Annotated in this window: 13 protein-coding genes; 12 read left to right on the top strand and 1 reads right to left on the bottom strand. The window is 56.2% G+C overall.

The genetic code is table 11. From position 1 onward, the window contains the following. The first annotated feature begins 4 nt into the window (after positions 1-4). The 12 genes from EQG79_RS12285 to EQG79_RS12340 all read left to right on the top strand — a co-directional run bounded on the left by EQG79_RS12285 (position 5) and on the right by EQG79_RS12340 (position 16,750). Entirely contained in the window at positions 5-1,012 is a 1,008-nt protein-coding gene (locus EQG79_RS12285; RefSeq protein ID WP_129601647.1) for a sugar kinase, read from the top strand. Positions 1,013-1,017: 5 nt separating this feature from the next. Continuing rightward, complete coding sequence (gene eda, locus EQG79_RS12290) at positions 1,018-1,686, top strand: bifunctional 4-hydroxy-2-oxoglutarate aldolase/2-dehydro-3-deoxy-phosphogluconate aldolase (protein WP_129601648.1); 669 nt, start codon at positions 1,018-1,020, stop codon at positions 1,684-1,686. A gap of 10 nt (positions 1,687-1,696) precedes the next feature. After that, complete coding sequence (dgoD, locus tag EQG79_RS12295; RefSeq protein ID WP_077921040.1) at positions 1,697-2,866, top strand: galactonate dehydratase; 1,170 nt, start codon at positions 1,697-1,699, stop codon at positions 2,864-2,866. Positions 2,867-3,027: 161 nt separating this feature from the next. Continuing rightward, on the top strand, positions 3,028-3,987 hold the full coding sequence (locus EQG79_RS12300; protein WP_129601649.1) for a LamG-like jellyroll fold domain-containing protein: 960 nt from the start codon (positions 3,028-3,030) through the stop codon (positions 3,985-3,987). A gap of 68 nt (positions 3,988-4,055) precedes the next feature. After that, positions 4,056-6,935 carry a substrate-binding domain-containing protein gene (locus tag EQG79_RS12305; RefSeq protein ID WP_240699347.1) on the top strand — a complete coding sequence of 960 codons (2,880 nt, stop codon included), beginning with the start codon at positions 4,056-4,058 and terminating at the stop codon, positions 6,933-6,935. A gap of 295 nt (positions 6,936-7,230) precedes the next feature. Beyond that, positions 7,231-8,340 carry a sensor histidine kinase gene (locus tag EQG79_RS12310; RefSeq protein WP_129601650.1) on the top strand — a complete coding sequence of 370 codons (1,110 nt, stop codon included), beginning with the start codon at positions 7,231-7,233 and terminating at the stop codon, positions 8,338-8,340. Beyond that, the gene (locus EQG79_RS12315) at positions 8,337-9,095 is read left to right on the top strand and encodes a LytR/AlgR family response regulator transcription factor (protein WP_129601651.1); all 759 of its coding nucleotides are present in this window, start codon (positions 8,337-8,339) and stop codon (positions 9,093-9,095) included. The genes EQG79_RS12310 and EQG79_RS12315 overlap by 4 nt, the downstream gene beginning before the upstream one ends. A 117-nt stretch (positions 9,096-9,212) precedes the next feature. Further along, a complete protein-coding gene (locus EQG79_RS12320) occupies positions 9,213-11,771 on the top strand; it encodes a TonB-dependent receptor domain-containing protein (protein ID WP_129601652.1) in 2,559 nt (852 codons plus the stop codon). A gap of 50 nt (positions 11,772-11,821) precedes the next feature. Then, positions 11,822-12,535: an outer membrane lipoprotein-sorting protein gene (locus EQG79_RS12325; RefSeq protein ID WP_077921034.1), complete on the top strand. Its 714-nt coding sequence runs from the start codon at positions 11,822-11,824 to the stop codon at positions 12,533-12,535. A gap of 303 nt (positions 12,536-12,838) precedes the next feature. Beyond that, positions 12,839-14,170 carry a sugar porter family MFS transporter gene (locus tag EQG79_RS12330; RefSeq protein ID WP_129601653.1) on the top strand — a complete coding sequence of 444 codons (1,332 nt, stop codon included), beginning with the start codon at positions 12,839-12,841 and terminating at the stop codon, positions 14,168-14,170. Between the two features lie 12 nt (positions 14,171-14,182). Next, positions 14,183-15,082, top strand: a complete 900-nt coding sequence (locus tag EQG79_RS12335) for a carbohydrate kinase family protein (RefSeq protein WP_077921032.1) — start codon at positions 14,183-14,185, stop codon at positions 15,080-15,082. 96 nt (positions 15,083-15,178) lie between these two features. Next, positions 15,179-16,750 carry a glycoside hydrolase family 32 protein gene (locus EQG79_RS12340; RefSeq protein WP_077921031.1) on the top strand — a complete coding sequence of 524 codons (1,572 nt, stop codon included), beginning with the start codon at positions 15,179-15,181 and terminating at the stop codon, positions 16,748-16,750. Between the two features lie 154 nt (positions 16,751-16,904). On the opposite strand, the gene EQG79_RS12345 is transcribed toward EQG79_RS12340, so the two are convergent. Continuing rightward, entirely contained in the window at positions 16,905-17,516 is a 612-nt protein-coding gene (locus EQG79_RS12345) for a hypothetical protein (protein WP_129601654.1), read from the bottom strand. Positions 17,517-17,541: the final 25 nt, after the last annotated feature.

The raw sequence follows: 17,541 nt of genomic DNA on the forward strand, positions 1-17,541 counted from the left end.
AAGGATGCGAAAAGTAGTAACGTTTGGCGAAACCATGATGCGGCTAACGACCTGCCACCATCGTCGGTTTGGTCAGTCAACGACGTACGAAAGTGCCTTTGCCGGCGGAGAATCAAATGTTGCCTCCGCCCTGGCGAAATGGGCCGTGCCGGTGGTCCACGTGACCCGGTTGCCCAAATCCGATTTAGGCGACGCTGTGGTAGACGGTTTTAAATCGCTGGGCATCGATACGCGCTTTATCCAACGGGGCGGGCGCCGGCTGGGCTTGTTCTTTGTCGAAAAAGGCGTGTCAATTCGGGCCGGAAAGGTGATCTATGACCGTGCCGACTCCGCCTTTGCCACGCTTTCTCCGGCTGATTTCGACTGGCCAGCCATTCTGGAGGGGAGTAGCTGGCTGCATTTTACGGGAATTAGCCCGGCTATCTCCGAAAACGCGGCCCGCGCCTGCCTGGAAGCGGCCCAGACCGCCAACCGGATGAGGCTTACCGTATCCATGGACGTAGCGTATCGAAGTAACCTATGGCAATGGGGGAAAAGGCCCGCTGAAGTCGTACCCGAACTGGTTAAACACTGCACGGTCATCGTATGCAGTCCGCATGATACGGCCGAGCTGTTTGGCATCTACCCACGCCCGGACGAAGACCCGTTTAGGTCCGTCTGTCGGCAGCTGATGGGCCAGTTTCCAGCCCTGACCACCATTATCACTACCGAACGGGGTCAGCAGTCGGCTTCGCACAATACGCTGCGGGGCAAGTGCTGGCAGGGCGGGAGGTTGCTGGTCACGGATACGACAGATATTCCCAACATAGTGGACCGCATTGGCGGAGGGGACGCCTTCATGGCGGGGTTCATCTACGCGTCGCTCGCGGCAAAAGATACCCTGTCCGCGCTGCGTTTTGGCGTGGCTGCTTCGGCCCTGAAGCACACCATCGATGGCGACCTGCCCCTGGCCAGCGTTGAGGAGATCGAAACAATCATGAACGGAGACACCTCCGGTCGACTAACCCGATAACTCGAATGGCCCGGTTTACCCCCGAAGCAATTACCACCAAACTAGCCACTGTGCCCATCGTTCCCCTGTTTACCCACGCAGACGTTCCGACGGCCCGCTCAGTTGTCAGAGCCTGTTATGCCGGTGGAGTGCGGGTTTTTGAATACACCAATCGGAGCGATCAGGCCGAGCTGGTTTTTGCGGATCTGGTCCGGCTGGTTCGTCAGGAAATGCCTGACCTGGCGCTGGGGATCGGTACCATTTTTACCGCCGATGAGGCCCGGAAGTACATCGACCTGGATGCTGATTTTATCATTCAGCCCATCGTTCGTAAGGAGGTGGCTGACGTATGCCATCAGGCCGGGGTGGCCTGGCTTCCGGGCGCCCTGACCCCGACCGAAATAGCTCAGGCCGACCATTGGGGGGCCAGTGTGGTGAAGGTTTTCCCGGCCAGCGTAGTCGGTCCTGCCTTCATTCAGGCCCTCAGAGGACCCATGCCCACGGTCAAACTCATGGCAACGGGTGGGGTAGAGCCGACCCACGCCAACCTGCGGTCCTGGTTCTCGGTCGGCGCTTTCTGCGTGGGTATGGGCTCGCAGCTTTTTCCGGCCTCGGTTCTGGCCGCTCGGGAGTACGGACAAATCCAGGCACTGGTTGCCAACTGCGTTGCTGTCACGAAAAAAATCGTAAACTAATAGACTAACCATGAAGATCACCGCCATTGAAACGTATATCTGTCACGCCTATCGTACCAATTGGGTGTTTGTGCGCGTCATGACCAATATCGACGGGCTCTACGGTATCGGCGAGGCTACGCTGGAACACAACGAACTGACCGTCGCGCAGCAGTGCCGCGAGCTGGAGCGCATTTTTGTAGGTAAAGACCCGCGCAACATTGAGCGTCTCTGGCACGAAGCCTACCGCGACGTGTACTGGCGGGGTGGTTCGGTGCTGATGAGCGCGTTGTCGGGGGTCGAGATGGCCCTGTGGGACATCACGGCCAAAGACCTCGGGGTGCCCGTGTATCGGCTCATGGGTGGTAAGGTACGCGACAGCGTTCCCTGCTACGCCAACGGCTGGTTCGCTCCGGCTAAAACCCCCGAGCAGTTCGCCGAAAAAGCGGCTTTTGCCATCCAGCAAGGCTTTAAGGCCCTCAAATGGGACCCGTTCGGGGCTGCCTACCTAAGTATGAATCGGGTGGAGTTTGATGGAGCCCTGGCGGTAGTTGCTGCCGTGCGTGAAGCCACGCGGGGTAAAGCGGATATTATCATCGAAGGACACGGACGGTTCGACATCCCGACGGCGGTGCGGATTGGTCATGCGCTCGAAAAATTCGAACCGCTCTGGTTTGAAGAACCGCTACCGCCCGAAAATCTGGAAGGACTGGCTGAAGTGAAACGCCGGGTGAACGTACCCATAGCCGCCGGCGAACGCCTGTATAATCGCTGGAATTTCCGCTCGCTGTTTGAACTGCGGGCCGCCGACTTTGTGCAGCCCGACGTCAGTCACGCGGGGGGACTGGCCGAGACCAAAAAAATTGCGGCTATGGCCGAAGCCTATCACCTGCCCGTTTGTCCACACAACCCGATTGGGCCGGTAGCCAATGCCGCCACGCTGCAACTGGCAGCCTGTGTGCCGAACTTCTACCTGCTCGAAACAATGAATACCGACGTGCCCTGGCGTTCAGAAATTACGACCGAAGCGGTGCAGTTTGTGAACGGCGAGATGATCATTCCCGACAAACCGGGACTGGGTATTGATCTGAACCTGACCGAAATCGCCAAACACCCCTTCGACCCGCGCCCGCTGCGACATTACAAAGGAACGCTGACCGAAATCCGCCCGGCCGATGCTCAGAGCTACTTCATCAACTAAGACGCCGAGACGTACTACTAGTCGGGCGGACAATACCAGCAGGGAAGGCGGGTACTCTATTTCCAACTTGTTGGCAGACTGGTAAAAAAGGCTAATCAAATGGCTTTCTGTGCAGGAAGTTAGTACCAACTTGCACACCTTCCAAGCACAAGTAAACCTGCATGACATACAAAATAGCTCCCTACTTCCGGCTCGATTCAGATTCGTATCGGCCCCTGACTCATCCTGTTTATACCTGCCTAACGCTCTCCCTGACGCTGCTTTTGCTTGTGGGAACGGTAAATCTGGTTCAGGCACAGGCTGTATCGAAACCAGTTCCCTCGGCCGCTAACCAGCCATTGGTCACTAAAATCAAATCGACCAGGGGGCTGGTGGCGCTATGGGATTTTAAGGAGCCTTCGGGGCAGTCCCGCCAGGCCGTTGGTACAGCTGCCTTTCCCCTCGCTGAAACCGGCGGCCCGGTTCCCCGCTACACCGAGGGGCCGCTTTCGGGCTATTCGGCTGGTTTTGGGGAGGGGGGCTATCTGTCGCTACCGAACGCCCGGACTGGCGCGCTGAATATACACGGCCCGAAACAAGGCGTGACGGTAGTGGCGTGGGTCAACTGGACCGGCGAACGAACGGGCTTTGTGGGGGGGATGTGGAACGAGTACCAGGATGGAGGCAAGCGCCAGTACGGGCTGTTTGTGTCATTACCCTACTACAACGGGAAAGATCAGGTGTGCGGTCACATATCGAAGACGGGAAAGCCAACCCCACCATTTCCGTACTCCATCGACTACTCGGCCAGTAAGCAGCCGGTGCCTGCCAACGAGTGGGTGTGTGTAGCCTTTACCTACGACGGGAACATGATTAAGTCGTATATGAACGGGGTTTTTGAAACCAGACCCGCCGAACTGATCGACCATACCAGGGGGATGACCGGCTATCCGGACGGGCTGACTCAAAGCAAAAACCCGTATTTTTTTCCGGACGGAATCGGTAACAACGGCTCTGACTTTACCGTTGGGGCGGTGCTGCTGAAGAGCGGCATGGGAAACCTCTTTACGGGTAAAATAGGCGGACTGGCCGTGTTCGATCGAGCGTTGAGCGCAACGGAGCTGACCCGACTGGTGCGTTGATCTGACAGGAACGCAAACGTGAACGCTTCGCGCAGACAGGAGCGGGTGTAAACTAACCCGGTGGGTTGATGATTGGAAATAGCTATTTCTATCTGGGTTTTATCTATATTTTTGAGGACGCAGACGCGATGCTCAGGTCGAGTACAGTGCTGTCTGCCCCGCGCATGATCCAGTATACGTTTGGTTTACACCATTGCCGATTCCTCAGCGGGCTCATCAGTAGTCTGCTGGCCGGACTGCTGCTCGTTCTGGCGGGGTGTGTCGAAACGAAACCGAAGGCCGCGTATCGTATCGGTTTCTCGCAGTGTACCGGCGCCGACCTGTGGCGGCAGACCATGCTTAACGATATGAAGCGGGCATTGGCATTACACCCGGAATACACCTTGCTCTACAAAGATGCGGGCAACAGTACCGCCCGGCAACTACGCCAGATCGAGCAGCTGGCGGCTGAAGGAATCGATCTGCTCATCGTTTCCCCGAATGAATCGGCCCCGATTACCAAAGCCGTGGATGCCGTCTTCAAAAAAGGCACACCCGTCATTGTGCTTGACCGGCGCATCACGTCAACGTCGTACAATACGTTTATCAGTGGCGATAACGTCGAGATTGGTCGACTGGCGGGGCGGTTCGTCGGCTCGTTGCTGAAAGGGCAGGGGACAGTAGTCGAAGTAACCGGTCTGGCCGGGTCGTCGCCTGCCCAGGAGCGTCGTCAGGGCTTCCGGGAGCAGCTGGCCCGAACGCCTGGGGTGCGCGTCATTCGCGAACTCGACGGGCAGTGGGAGCGCGACACCGCCCGGCACCTGGCCGAGCGGGAGAAGCAGGTGCTGCAACAGGCCGATGTGGTATTTGCGCACAACGAAGTTATGGCGCTGGGCGTCCAGCAGGTTTGTAAAAAATACGGCCTGGACCGACAGATCCGGTTTGTCGGTATCGATGGTCTGCCCGGCCCGGTGGGTGGTATGCAGCTGGTATTGGATGGTATCCTGACCGCTACGTTTCTGTACCCCACGGGGGGCGAAGAAGCTATAGAAGCCGCTGCCCGGATCCTGAACGGGAAAGCCGTACCGCGCGAAACAATTCTGAAGTCGTTCCAGATCGACGCGTCCAACGTGCAGGCCCTGAAAGCGCAGAGCGATCGATTGTATACCCAGCAGCGGGATATCGAGCGGCAAACCCGGCGGATTCAGCAGCTGACCGAAACCTATTCGTCGCAGCGAAACCGGCTCTATATCACCCTGTTCAGCCTGGTGGTAGTAATTGTGCTGGGCGCCTGGGCCCTGTACCTGGTCCGCGAGAAGCAGGCTGCTTACCAGCAGCTGGCGCAGCAGAACGACGCCATCCGGCAGCAGAAAGACCAGATCGAAGCCGTTTCGCGGCAGGCCCGGCAGGCCACCGAAGAGAAGCTTCGGTTTTATTCGTACATCTCCCACGAGTTCAATACCCCGCTCAGTCTGATTCTGACCCCAACCGAAGACCTGCTGGCGCGCAGGCAGATCGATCCGCGGGAGGTAAAGGCCAGTCTGCTGCTCGTCCGGAAAAATGCGTACCGGCTGCTGCGGCTGGTCGACCAGATGCTGGATCTGCGAAAGGCCGATGCCGGCAAGCTGCAACTCAACGCCCGACCGGAAGACCTGGTCGCGTTTGTGCAGGATATTGTACAGGATTTTGGGCAAAAAGCCGCCAGGCAGCGGATCGATCTGCGGCTGATCAGCAGCGAACCGAAACAGCTCCTCTGGTTCGACCGGGACAAGCTGGACAAGGTGCTGTTCAACCTGCTGTCCAATGCCTTCAAGTATACGCCGAGAGGAGGGTTTATTCATGTGCGGCTCGAAAAGCAGGCAGAAACCGTACTCGTTCAGGTGCAGGATAATGGCGAGGGCATGACAGCCGACGAACAAACCCATATTTTCGACCTGTTCTATACCGGCGGAAACCGCTTTACGCTGGGAAACGGGCTGGGGCTGGCGCTCTCGCGCGAGTTCGTAGAGCTTCACCAGGGCGAGCTGACGGTTCAGTCGGAGAAGGGGCGGGGCACGACGTTTACCCTGTTGCTTCCGCTGGGGAGTGCTCACCTCGACCCAACCGACCTCGAGCCAGCGCCCGCGCAGCAGCCGGGTCTGCCCGTGGAGGAAGAATGGGCGCAGGCCGAAACGGGCGTGACCGAAGCCGGGGCGCGCAAGTCGGGTACGCTGCTCCTGGTTGAAGACCATGACGAACTGCGCCAATACCTGGTGTCCCGTCTGGCTGACCGGTTCGAGGTGCTGGCCGAATCGACGGCCGAACAGGGCTGGGAACGCATCCTGGAAACGATTCCCGACCTGATCATCAGTGATATCATGCTGTCGGGCCAGACGGCGCAGGCCATGAACGGGCTTCAGCTCACCCAGCGCATCAAAAACGATTTTCGTACCTCTACCATACCCGTTATTCTGCTGACCGCCAAAGGGCAGATGGAAGACCGGATTGAAGGGACCCGCGCCGGGGCCGACGCCTATATCAGCAAGCCGTTTCAGATGGCTTATCTGCTCGAAACCATCAATACCACCCTTATCAATCGGGAGAAATGGCAGCAGCGCTATACGGGCGATTACCTGGCCAAAACCGAAAACCGGCAGGAGAAAAAGTTCTTGAACGAATTGACTGCTCTCATCGAGCAGAAGCTGACCGATACATCTTTCGGCGTGGAGCAACTGAGCCGCGAGATGGGGCTGTCGCGGGTGCAGCTGTACCGCAAAACCCAGACCCTGCTGGGGAAAAACGTGGCCGACTATTTTGCCGAAATCCGGCTCAAGAAAGCCCGGGCGCTACTGACGGAGACCAGCAAGCCCATTGCCGAGATCGCCTTCGAAACCGGCTTCAGTTCGCCCGCCTATTTTACCACCTTCTTCAAGCAGCACACCCACCAGACTCCCTCCGAATACCGAAAATCGCCTTCCATCAATGCGTAAGCGAACCCGCCTGACGTTGTGCCGACCAGCCCGTTTTCGTGATAGCGTACCATCGGCCAGCCGGCGGATTAATGCCAGATACTGACTTGCAGCAACCCAACGCTGCCGCCTGTCAGCGGGTTGAAGACGGCAGGCCGAGCCTGTATGTTGTGGCCAGACAGTAGACCGGGGGCCGTCGGGTCTTCCTCCAAAAACCCGCGTTCACCGGCGGAAAAGACGGACTCATCCACCTTTTTTTGACGACTCATCGGTCGCCCTGCATCTTTGCCCGTTCCCCAACGATCGACACATCTGTATGATTAACCGGCTGACTTCGAAGCAAAAATGGCAACTGGCTATCCGGCTGCTGCTGTTGTATGCCCCGCTGCTTCTGTACGTCAACCTGCCCGAAGCGGCCCGCACAGCCGATACCCTGCTGGATGGATTACCGTATTTTCTGGGCTTCAGCGTGGTGGCGCTGGGCATGTACTTCATCTGGATAAACGCGACGGATCTGATACAGCGGCAGCTGTTTCGCTGGTTCGGCGAAGAGTTTCTGCTGGAGTTCAACTGGCTGGCGTTGCTGCTGGCCATACTGGTATCGCTCGGGCTGGCGATGCTGTACATCCTTGCTTTTCATGTTATTCTGCAGGGTATCTTCACCGTGATCCATTATATCCGGCCGTTTACGGGGCCGAAGCCGGACCCATCTACGCTGCCCGCCGAAGCCCTGGCCTACGTCCAGCGTGCGAACAACGGCTTTTCGGTGGTGATCATGCTTTCTGCCTTTTACCTGACTATCAACGCCCGCGCTTACCAGCAGCTGAAAAACGTTCAGCTCAAAGCCGAACGGCTGGAAAAAGAAGCAGCCCTCAGCCAGTTCGAAGCGCTCAAGAACCAGCTCAGTCCGCATTTTCTGTTCAATAGCCTGAGTATTCTCACGTCGCTGATTCACGAAGACGTTGACCTCTCTGAGCAGTTCATCAAACACCTGTCCAAAGCATATCGCTACATTCTCGAACAGCGCGATCAGAATCTGGTGCTTCTCAAAACCGAACTCGAGTTCATTCAGGCGTATACCTTTCTGCTGCAGATCCGGTTCGAGAACAAATTTCAGGTCAGTGTCGATGTACCGCAGGAGGTGCAGCAGCAGTACCGCATCGCCCCCTTATCGCTGCAAATGCTGGTAGAAAATGCGGTCAAGCATAATCGAATGTCGGTGCGGGAGCCGCTTCAGGTCCGGATCTACAGCCAGGGCGAGGAGCTCGTGATCGATAACCGGATACAACCCCGCGACCAGCCCGAGTTCTCGACCGGCGTTGGACTCCGCAATATCACGAACCGCTATGCGCTGCTGACCGACCGTCGGGTTGAGTACGGCGAGCAGGCAGGCAACTTCATTGTAAAAATCCCGCTGATCGTATGAATGTAGTAATCATTGAAGACGAAGACCGTACGGCCCGGCAACTGGAGCGTCTGATCCACAAATACGACCCATCCATTACCATACTGACGCAGTTGCCGTCGGTCAGGGAAGCGCTGGCCTGGTTCCGGCAACACCCCCAGCCCGATCTGGCGTTCATGGATATACACCTGGAAGACGGCCTGGCCTTCAGTCTGTTCGAGCAGATGAACCTGACCGTACCCGTCATTTTTACCACCGCCTACGAAGAATACACCATCCGGGCCTTCAAAGTCAACAGCATTGATTACCTGCTGAAGCCCGTCGATTATGCCGAGCTGACGGCCGCGCTGGATAAATTCAAAACCGTTCGGGCCGCTCCCCGGCTGCCCGATCTGCAGGCTCTGGTCGAACTCATGCAAAAACCACGGGCGGCTGCCTACAAAGAGCGGTTTATGATCAGCATCGGCACCAAAATTCGCAGTGTGGAAGTAGCGGAGCTGGCTTATTTCGTTTCGGAAGAAAAAGCCACGTTTCTGGTCACCCGCGAGGGCCAGCATCTGCCCGTTGAATACAGCCTCGACCAGCTGGCCGGACTTCTTAACCCGGATCAGTTCTTCCGGGTAAACCGGCAGTTTCTGGTGGCCCGATCCGCCATTCAGACCATTCAGGCCTACTCGGCGGGTAAGCTCCGGCTGGATCTGACGCCCCCGTCGCGGCAGGAGATATTCGTTAGTATGAGCCGTCTGTCGGAGTTTAAAGACTGGCTGGGCCGCTAGTGCTCATTCATTCGTCAGCCATAAACCGATGTCCAACCGGTTTAACGGGCTGTTCGTCCTGTTTTTGTTTCCGGGGTATTCGCGCCTGCACACCTTTGTACAGCATTAAGCAACCCCATGAAAAAACACATCTACCTGATCGCTATCCTGCTGCTTGGTATCGGCTCGTCTGTCCGGGCTCAATTTCCAATGGGTGGCGGAATCACACCAACCAAAGCTCTGCCTGGTACCGCGGGCGACCAAAGCCCCAAAGGGAACGCCCGGATTACGGGCTACGTGCTGGACTCGGCCCAGACCAAAGCCGTCGAATTTGCTTCTGTTGCCCTCTACAACAAAACAACCGGCAAAGCCGTAGACGGCGCCGTTGCCGACGATAAAGGAAAGTTCACCCTGTCGAAACTGGTGGCAGGGGAGTACCGGCTGCTGTTCTCGTTTGTCGGCTTCCGGAACAAAACCATTGACGACGTGAAGTTGACCAGCGGCCAAACCCTCGACCTGGGCGTGATCCGGCTCAGTCCCAGCGTAAAAACGCTTGAAGAAGTAAACGTGGTGGGGCAGGCCGCGCTCATCGAAGAAAAAGTAGACCGGCTGGTCTACAACGCCGAGAAAGACATTACGGCCAAAGGGGGCGATGCATCGGACGTGCTGCGGAAAGTGCCGCTGCTGACCGTCGATCTGGATGGCAACGTCAGCCTGCGCGGCAGCCAGAACATCCGGGTGCTGATCAACAATAAGCCCAGCACCATCGTAGCCAGCAGCGTTGCCGACGCGCTCAAGCAGATTCCCGCCGATCAGATCAAAACCGTGGAGGTTATTACCAGCCCTTCGGCCAAGTACGATGCGGAAGGGTCCGGGGGTATTATCAACATCATCACCAAAAAGAACAGTTTGCAGGGCCTGAACCTGAATCTGGATTCGGGGGTGGGTAACCGGGGTTCGTCGCTGTCGCTGAACGGCAACTACCGCAAAGGCAAAGCGGGCTTTACGCTCGGTGGCTTCGGGCGGGCCAACTACAACACCATCACCCGCACCAGCCTGGAACAGACCAGCCGCGTCAACGACGTGACGACCACCACCCGGCAAACGGGCGATGGCTCCAGTTCAGGGCTGTTTGGTCAGTATAACCTGGGCTTCGATTATGACCTGGCCAAAAACCAGAGCCTGACGGCGGGCGTGCGCTACGGGGTACGTAACTTTCTGAGTCAGCAGGACCTGGTAACCCGCTTGTTCACCAACGGTCTGCCCAGCTCGACCGCCAGCCGGAATGTCGATGCCAAAAACCTCTCCGGCACCGTCGATGCCAACGTCGATTACCTGCATACGTTCAAGCCGCAGCAGGAGTGGAGTATCTCGACCCTGTACAGCCGCAACGACCTCACCAACAACTTTGACGCGGATTTGCTCGGCACCACCGGAGCCCTCACCGGCCGGCAGCGGAACCTGAATAAAAACATCAATGAGGAGTTTACCCTCCAGACCGATTACCAGACACCGATCAAAAAGAACCAGCTGCTCGAGTTTGGCGTAAAAGCCATCCTGCGGGAAGTCAACAGCGACTACCGCTACCTGATAGCCGGGCCAACGGGCGATTTCAGAACCGAAACGAACGGCACCCAGGGCGAGCTGCTGTATCACCAGAACATTGCGGCCGGCTACAGCTCGTATACCTACACCACCAAGAACCGCTACACCCTGAAAGGGGGCCTGCGCTATGAGCATACCTTCATCGACGCCAGTACCCGGGAGAGCGGTGTGTTGGGTATCGCCAACTACGGGGTGCTGGTTCCGAGCCTGAATGCGTCGAAAACCATAAAAGGAACCTCGATCAAGCTGGCCTTTAACCGCCGGATCCAGCGGCCGGGTCTGCAGCAGCTGAACCCGAACTTCAACGCGGCTAACCCGCAGAACATCACGATTGGTAACCCCGAGCTGCTGCCCGAGCTGACCAATAACTTTGAGTTGGCCCTGAGCAGAACCATCAAGAAAACGTTTATCAACGCCAGCTTCTTCGGTCGGGTAACCAACAACGCCATCACGCAGGTGCGGCAACCGTCCGATACGCTGCCCGGGGCTATCGTAACGACTTATCAGAATATTGGTCGCCAGTATACCTACGGCACCAACATTTTCGGAAACGTGGCGGTAACCTCTAAAATCAACGTGGGCATCTTCTTCAACACCTTCTATACCAGCCTGACCGGCCAGGAACTGGGTGTCGATGGCCTCTCCAAAACGCTGACTAACGATGGCTTTAACGTGAGCGGTGGTACGTTTGCGTCGGCTCAGTTCCGCAAAGGCTGGGGCGTGCAGGCGTTTGGCTTCCTGCAGGGCTCTCAGGTACAGCTGCAGGGACGCCAGGGCGGCTTTGGGTTCTACACCCTGGGCGTGAAAAAGGACATCGCCAACAAGAAGGGTAGCGTGGGGCTGGCCGCAGAAAATTTCCTGAACGACCGCTTCAATATTCATACTGTCCTAAATTCTCCCCAACTTAGCCAGATCAGCGACGTATACCTGTATAACCGGGGCATCCGGTTGACGTTTACCTACAAAATTGGGAAAATGACCATGGAAGCCCCCCGCAAAAAAGCCCGCTCTGTCAATAACGACGACGTGAAGAGCGAAGGCGGTCAAACCCAGTCGGGTGGCACGACCGGTGGCGGACAGCCCCGTCAGTAATGCGTTCTGAAATCCATGTTAACCTTACTAATCGAAAATTCACGAACACAATGAAAACAACCCCGTTTCTGGCCTCAGCCCTGGCCCTTTTTGCTACTGTAGGTGCCTTTGCGCAATCGGTAGATGAGATCGTAGACAAACACATTGCGGCCCTCGGTGGCGCCGATAAACTGAAAGGGGTCAAAACCCTGGTTATGGAGCAGTCGATTTCGGTGCAGGGTATGGATATCCCCAGCAAGACGACCCTGGTGCTGGGTAAAGCCTCCCGGTCCGAGTCGACCGTTATGGGTAACTCCATGATCCAGGTGGTAGATGGTAGTTCGGGCTGGATGGTCCGGCCCGCTATGATGGGCGGCACGGGCGATCCGGAAGATATGCCGGCCGATCAGCTGAAGCAGCAGATGGGTCAGCTGGATGTGTTCCCGCTGCTGGGCTACAAAGAGAAGGGTACCCAGCTCGAACTGGTCGGTAAAGAGAAGGTAGACGGCAAAGACGTGTATCACCTCAAAGTAACCGGCAAGGACGGTCAGCCTTACGATGAGTATATCGATGCGACTACCTACATGGTCAGTAAGATCAAACGATCGATGAATGGTCAGATGGGCGAAATTATGCTGTCTGACTACAAAGAGACGGACGGTATCAAATTTCCGAAGACGATGGAAATGGAAGCCGGCCAGATGGGCACGCTGACCTTCACGACCGAAAAAGTAACCGTAAACGGCAACGTAGACGAAGCAATTTTCAAGAAGCCCGCTAAATAAACGGCTGGGTTAGCAGGAACCGACCGGAAACGCCGGTCCATAAGGAGTTCGTACGAGGGCTGGAACGGGGTTGGGCAATGGCCCGGCCTGTTCCAGCCCTCAGTCGTTGTCAGTTACCTGGTAACAAAACAAAAAATCAGCGTATCATTAATGAAAGTCGCTGCCTTATATGTATAGGCAAATGGCTGATTTATAGCATATTGTCATAATGCCTGATTTCGAAAGAAACAGAACGCATACTGCAAGCGCAGTGGAAGGTAATTCTACACCTTTGACTCATCAAATGACATTTTTCGGTCGGGTATGAGTCAGCAACAGCGTATTTTCTTCTGGTCGATTACGGCCGCTCTGGGTGGTTTTTTATTTGGCTTCGATACGGCCGTCATCTCCGGCGTCGAGCAATCCCTGCAGGGGTTGTGGGAGCTTAGCGTTTGGGAGCATGGCCTGACGGTATCCATGGCGCTGGTCGGAACGGTGCTGGGGGCCATGCTGGGCGGCATACCGGCCGAGCGTCTGGGGCGTCGGAAAACCCTTTTCTGGATTGCTGTTCTGTATCTGGTCTCCTCGCTGGGTACGGCGCTGGCCATGGATTGGGGCACCTTTCTGGTATTCCGATTCCTGGGCGGACTGGGCGTAGGGGCGTCGTCGGTGGCAGCGCCCATGTATATCACCGAAATTTCACCCGCCAAGTCGCGGGGGCGGTTGGTAGCGCTGTTTCAGTTCAATGTGGTACTAGGTATCCTGATTGCCTATCTGTCTAACTACCTCTTGCAGGACATTGGCGACAATGCCTGGCGCTGGATGCTGGGCGTACAGGCCTTGCCCTCGCTGCTGTTCCTGCTGGCCGTGCTGAACATTCCCGAAAGTCCACGCTGGCTGTTACTGCGCAAAGGAAACGTGGACGAAGCCCGCGAGGTGCTCAAACTCATCGATGAAGAAAACTATACCGAAACCCTTGTGGCTCTCCAGCTGAGCGCTACTCAAACGGCCAGCCAGCAGAAAGCGAAGCTCTTTTCGGCCCGGTATCGGACTCCGGTTATGCTGGCCGTTCTGTTTGCGGTATTCAACCAGGTTTCAGGCATCAACGCCATCATCTATTACGCCCCCCGTATTTTTGAAATGACGGGTCTGGGTAAAAGTTCTGCGTTGCTATCGTCGGCCGGGATCGGGGTGATCAACCTGCTGTTTACCTTACTGGCGATGAACCTGATCGACCGGTTTGGCCGCAGAACCCTGATGTTTATTGGGTCCGTGGGTTTGATCATAACACTGGGCCTGGTAGCCCGGGCATTCTATCTCGAAGACTTCGGCGGTCTGTCGGTACCCATTTTTCTCTTCGTCTACATCGCCTTTTTTGCCTTTTCGCAAGGGGGGGTGATCTGGGTATTTATCTCCGAAATTTTCCCGAACGAGGTGCGAGCGCAGGGTCAGGCGCTGGGCAGCTTTACCCACTGGCTGATGGCTGCCATCATCACGTTCTCATTTCCTTATTTCGCCGAAGCGATCGGCGGTGCCCATACGTTCCTGTTCTTCTGCCTGATGATGGTCGTTCAACTCATCTTCGTCTGGAAGTTCATGCCCGAAACCAAAGGGACAAGCCTGGAGCAGGTCGGTAAATCGTTTGTTGTTCATTAATCCCCCCGTATCATGAAACCTACCGTAATTTGTTTTGGCGAAGTTCTATGGGATGTGCTGCCCACCAGTAAACAACCGGGTGGCGCGCCCATGAACGTAGCCGCCCACCTGCGCAATTTCGGCCTCAACGCCCGGCTGATCAGTCGCGTTGGCACCGACGAACTGGGCCGCGAACTCCTGGATTTTCTCGAGCAGAAAGGAATCTCCACCCAACTGGTACAGACGGGCCAGTCGCATCTGACGGGAGTGGCCAAAGCAAACGTCTCCGACTCCAGTGAAGTTACCTACAAGATTGTCATGCCTGTAGCCTGGGATTATATCCGGCTGGCACCGGGCCTGGTAGAGGTGGTCCGTCAGAGTGACTATTTTATTTACGGGAGCCTGGCCGCCCGCAGCCATCAGACTCACGTTACCCTCCAGACACTACTGGCAGTCGCTAAAAAGAAAGTTTTTGACGTAAATCTCCGGGCGCCCCATTATACCCAGGAGGTGGTTGAGAGCCTCCTACACCAGGCCGACATGGCTAAGCTTAACGAGCATGAACTGATTGAAATTACGGACTGGTACCAAAGCGAAACCGATTTGCGGCCGGCCATGCAGCAAGTCTACGATCGCTACCAGCTCGAAACGCTCTGTGTAACGCTCGGTGCCGACGGGGCGGCTTTACTCGATCAAACAGGATTTTATACCCAATCCGGTTTCCCGGTCGAAGTGGCCGACACGATCGGAAGTGGAGATGCGTTTCTGGCGGCTTTTCTGCATAAAACGATACAGAACGAACCGCCCCGGAACAAGCTGGCCTTCGCCTGTGCGACCGGGGCTTACGTAGCCACACAGCAAGGCGCAACGCCTTCATTTACGGAAGCGACAATTGGTTCGTTTCTTGAGCGATCTGCCGTGCCGGGTTGCTAACCCGACCTTGATTACCTAAACGGGCCTGTGCGGAATTGCCGCCTGCTTATCGGACAGGCCCTGTATGTTCTCATCAATCAATACCCTCTTTACTTCATGAAACAAATTATTTTATCCATCGTAATGACGGCTATGACCCAAATTGCCAATGGCCAGATAGGTATCGACTACCGGCCACAGTCCCGCTTTACTCCACCTAAAAACTGGATCAATGATCCGAATGGTTTAGTGTATCATGACGGCGAATACCACTTGTTTTACCAATACAATCCGTTTGGAAATGTATGGGGTCACATGAGTTGGGGTCATGCGGTCAGCAAAGATCTGCTCCACTGGGAGCACCTGCCCGTGGCTATACCGGAGTTTACCGATTCCGATGGTAAAACAACGGCTATCTTCTCAGGAGGGGCAGTTGTGGATAAGGGCAACCGAAGCGGCCTGTGCCCGGCCGGATCGAAAGACTGCTTGATCGCGCTCTACACCGGTAATGTTACCGCCGGCGACAAGCAGCTGGTGCAGTATCAGAATCTGGCCTACAGTGCTGATAAGGGCCGTACCTGGAAGCAGTATGATAAAAACCCGATTCTGGATATTGGCAGCAAAGAGTTTCGCGACCCGAATGCGTTCTGGTATGAACCCGAGCAGAAATGGGTAATGGCCACCGTAAAAGCAACTGAACACAGGGCTGCTTTCTATTCGTCTACAGATTTGAAAAACTGGACCCTGATGAGCCACTTCGGGCCCGTTGGCGATACCTCCAAAGTATGGGAGTGCCCGGGACTGATGCAGGTGCCGGTACATACCGAAGCGGGCCAGCCAACCGGCCGGTCGAAATGGGTGCTGTTTATCTCGGCGGGCTTTCCGCAAAAAGACTATGTAGGTACCCAGTATTTTGTAGGCGATTTCGACGGGAAAACATTCACCCTCGACCCGGCAGCCCAGCCCAAGCCCGTTCCGTCGGCCAATGACTATGCCGGAGCGCTGGTCGACTACGGGAAAGACTATTATGCCGCGGTTCCCTACAACAACCTGCCCGCTTCGCAACCCGGTCCGGTCATGCTCGGCTGGCATAACAACTGGGCGTATGGCAATGAACTGCCCACAACGCCTTTCAAAGGAGCCATGTCACTACCCCGGCAGATCACTCTCCGGCAAACCCAGGATGGATTGCAGCTTGTGCAGCAGCCCATCGAAGGCGTTCGAACTCTGCGCGGTGCCCAAACGAACCGGCAGGCAATTCAGTTGACCAGCCAGAGCCAGACGCTGGAAAAAGCGACCGATAATGCCTACGAGCTGGAGGTCGAGCTGAAACCCGGTACGGCCAAACGGGTGGGGCTGAAACTAGCCAAAGGGACGAACGAAGAAACCATTCTGCAGTACACCGACGGCAAACTTCAGCTCGATCGCCGGCGATCTGGTAACGTATCGTTCAGCCCCCGCTTCCCCAGCGTTGAAGAGGCTCCGCTCCGCCCGAAAAATGGCGTCATCAAGCTCCGCATCTTCGTCGATAAGTCAGTGGTCGAAGTATTTGCCAACGACGGCGAGCGCGTGATCACCGACCTGATCTTCCCGACCGAAACCGCCGGTGGTATTGACATCTTTGCCGAAGAAGGCAGTGCTGAATTCGTCAAACTGACGCGCTGGGCACTTAAACCGATTCGACAGTAGCCGGTCAAAACCAGTCAAATTTGCCACAAAAGCCGCTCCGCAAAGCGGCTTTTGTGATGTCAGGGCGCTTTCTAAAACCTACCATCGACTAAGCTTTTCCCCGGCTGAGCAGAAACATCCTACGTACGTGGACACCGTCAGTCTGTTTAGCGGATCAGGACAGATGTACCAGATAATCGGTCAGAGCTTTCCACTGAATCTTCTGGTAAAAGAGCCAGCCCCCTTCGGCAATAAATGTATTGACGGCCGATCGGTCACCGGCCTGCGGTTGTTGATTGTTGATCGATTCGTTACTGCCGATTTCCCAGGCACTGACCTGATTGCCGGTCCGCTCAACCCGAAACGTACTACTGGCCTGCTGGTCGAAAAAGTGGTCGATAACCTCGGTTGGGGCCGACCTAGGATCGTGACTGGGTTTTACGGTAAATTCGACCCGGGTCGGGGTGATGCCGATGTGGGTGACCCGGACCCAGTTTTCCGGCATAGGGCCAGGGAGTTTGATCAGGATAAAATCGCCGACAACGGGCTGATCGTTTGGTTTGGGCTCGCCCTGCTGGTCGTGCAGCCTGAAGTCGGCAGTGACGCTCGATAAGCCCGACCAGCCGTCGACATGGAGCAGTTTAAGCACCGACTGGTCGAACGCGCGGGTGGCGGCCGGCTCGTCGGCGAAGGCCTGCTGGCTCGAGTAGGTTACGTCTTTGGTTTCTTCGCCCTGAACCACCTTGATCTCGTGTTGTAGCTGGCCAAGACTTGACTTAATATCCATCCGATTTTCTGCGTAAGGTGAGTGC

Origin of the sequence: Spirosoma sordidisoli, assembly GCF_004138325.1 — a bacterium.
Taxonomy (GTDB): domain Bacteria; phylum Bacteroidota; class Bacteroidia; order Cytophagales; family Spirosomataceae; genus Spirosoma; species Spirosoma sordidisoli.

Coding starts and splice junctions, on each gene's coding strand:
- EQG79_RS12285 (WP_129601647.1), top strand. CDS start 5: ATGCGAAAAGTAGTAACGTTTGGCGAAACCATGATGCGGCTAACGACC.
- eda (WP_129601648.1), top strand. CDS start 1,018: ATGGCCCGGTTTACCCCCGAAGCAATTACCACCAAACTAGCCACTGTG.
- dgoD (WP_077921040.1), top strand. CDS start 1,697: ATGAAGATCACCGCCATTGAAACGTATATCTGTCACGCCTATCGTACC.
- EQG79_RS12300 (WP_129601649.1), top strand. CDS start 3,028: ATGACATACAAAATAGCTCCCTACTTCCGGCTCGATTCAGATTCGTAT.
- EQG79_RS12305 (WP_240699347.1), top strand. CDS start 4,056: ATGATTGGAAATAGCTATTTCTATCTGGGTTTTATCTATATTTTTGAG.
- EQG79_RS12310 (WP_129601650.1), top strand. CDS start 7,231: ATGATTAACCGGCTGACTTCGAAGCAAAAATGGCAACTGGCTATCCGG.
- EQG79_RS12315 (WP_129601651.1), top strand. CDS start 8,337: ATGAATGTAGTAATCATTGAAGACGAAGACCGTACGGCCCGGCAACTG.
- EQG79_RS12320 (WP_129601652.1), top strand. CDS start 9,213: ATGAAAAAACACATCTACCTGATCGCTATCCTGCTGCTTGGTATCGGC.
- EQG79_RS12325 (WP_077921034.1), top strand. CDS start 11,822: ATGAAAACAACCCCGTTTCTGGCCTCAGCCCTGGCCCTTTTTGCTACT.
- EQG79_RS12330 (WP_129601653.1), top strand. CDS start 12,839: ATGAGTCAGCAACAGCGTATTTTCTTCTGGTCGATTACGGCCGCTCTG.
- EQG79_RS12335 (WP_077921032.1), top strand. CDS start 14,183: ATGAAACCTACCGTAATTTGTTTTGGCGAAGTTCTATGGGATGTGCTG.
- EQG79_RS12340 (WP_077921031.1), top strand. CDS start 15,179: ATGAAACAAATTATTTTATCCATCGTAATGACGGCTATGACCCAAATT.
- EQG79_RS12345 (WP_129601654.1), bottom strand. CDS start 17,516: ATGGATATTAAGTCAAGTCTTGGCCAGCTACAACACGAGATCAAGGTG.